We start from the raw sequence: 1,343 nt of genomic DNA, 5'->3' as shown, positions 1-1,343 counted from the left end.
CATATTATTTTCCTTTCTGCGATTTTTGGCAAGATCTGAAGGATAAACCCGCCAAACTCGAGATCCTTCCATTCTAAAAAATCCCCATTCAAGGAGGTGTTTTCGTATGGAGCTTTCGCTAATGCCGAGCTTCTTTTCCACTTCTTTAATGGTGAGAGCTTGTTCCATATATACTTCCATCACTTTAAAATATCCGGCACTTCAACAACTTTTAGCTGTTCCGGTGTCTTGTCTTTGTACTTAAGATAATAGTTGACAATCTCGATCGCTTGCTCTTCCGTTACAGTTCTATGAGTTTCTTGGATCACAGTCCAAATATGTCTATATTGGCATTCAAGCACAACATATCGCTTGTTGTTTATGACTTGTAATTCTTGTTCCATATTTCCTCCAATAAAAAACCTAGCTTTCGCTAGGCTGTGTTTAATCTTGCTCTGGCCAGTTCAAAATAATGTGAATTTATTTCAAATCCGACACAATTAAAGCCAAGTTCCTTACAGGCAATTAAGCTACTTCCGCTGCCAACATGGGTATCTAGGATAAGTTGTCCAGGAATGGCATATTTCTGCAGTAACCATTTGTACAGATTAACGGGCTTTTGCGTAGGGTGAATACGTTTCTCATTAAGTTTTTTGTTTCCCCGTGCAATATGACCTTCTTCAATACTCTTGCCTTGTAACATGCCGTTCCACATATACCTAAATTGACGGACGCTGTTATGCAAACTGCAGTACGCAATTTCACAATCGCTGAATGTACTTTTCCCGTTTACTTTGTCCCAAATAATACGACCGGAGCCAAATGAATAATTATTAAAATAATTCACTCCCCAGATAATCTGATGTTTGCTTACTCTAAATAGCTCATTAAAATATTCTTCGGTGGGTAAGTTCCAAGTGTCTGTTCTTGCATATAAGCGCTGAACACCTATGGGGCTGATCTTTTTTCCGTAGAATTGTCGTCTTTCTGGTCCGGAAAAATAGGGTGGATCGACAATGGCTAAATCAAAGTGTTTATCAGGATATGTTTTCATTCCTTCAATGCAATCTTGGTTTCTGAAATCAATCATTTTCTCTCCATAAAACAAAACCGCTCACATTTCTGCAAGCGGTAGAATATCTTCAAAAACAAAACCCACTGCATTGAGTGGGTTATCGGTTCATCAGCCAATCGCAGGCGGATCGGCAGTCCTCCTCCGTTCTGTAATAGCAACCTTTTTTAACGTTTCGTTGGTAACCCGCGTGCCATCCATAATCCTCTTGATGCTTTACAGGATAATATCCATCGTGACCTAGCCCAATAGACCATACTATAGCTAAACTACCAAATTCACGGATTGGTTT

General features: G+C 39.5%; 2 protein-coding genes. Both read right to left on the bottom strand.

Annotation, left to right across the window (positions count from 1 at the left end; translation table 11 throughout):
* Positions 1 to 179: 179 nt before the first annotated feature.
* Complete coding sequence (locus BKK54_RS11305; protein WP_077543168.1) at positions 180 to 383, bottom strand: hypothetical protein; 204 nt, start codon at positions 381 to 383, stop codon at positions 180 to 182.
* A gap of 29 nt (positions 384 to 412) precedes the next feature.
* On the bottom strand, positions 413 to 1,069 hold the full coding sequence (locus tag BKK54_RS11300) for a DNA-methyltransferase (protein ID WP_077543167.1): 657 nt from the start codon (positions 1,067 to 1,069) through the stop codon (positions 413 to 415).
* Between the last annotated feature and the right edge of the window lie 274 nt (positions 1,070 to 1,343).

The organism is Rodentibacter genomosp. 1, assembly GCF_001999285.1.
Lineage (GTDB): Bacteria > Pseudomonadota > Gammaproteobacteria > Enterobacterales > Pasteurellaceae > Rodentibacter.
This window is presented reverse-complemented; position numbering and strand designations above follow the sequence as displayed.

Coding starts and splice junctions, on each gene's coding strand:
- BKK54_RS11300 (WP_077543167.1), bottom strand. CDS start 1,069: ATGATTGATTTCAGAAACCAAGATTGCATTGAAGGAATGAAAACATAT.
- BKK54_RS11305 (WP_077543168.1), bottom strand. CDS start 383: ATGGAACAAGAATTACAAGTCATAAACAACAAGCGATATGTTGTGCTT.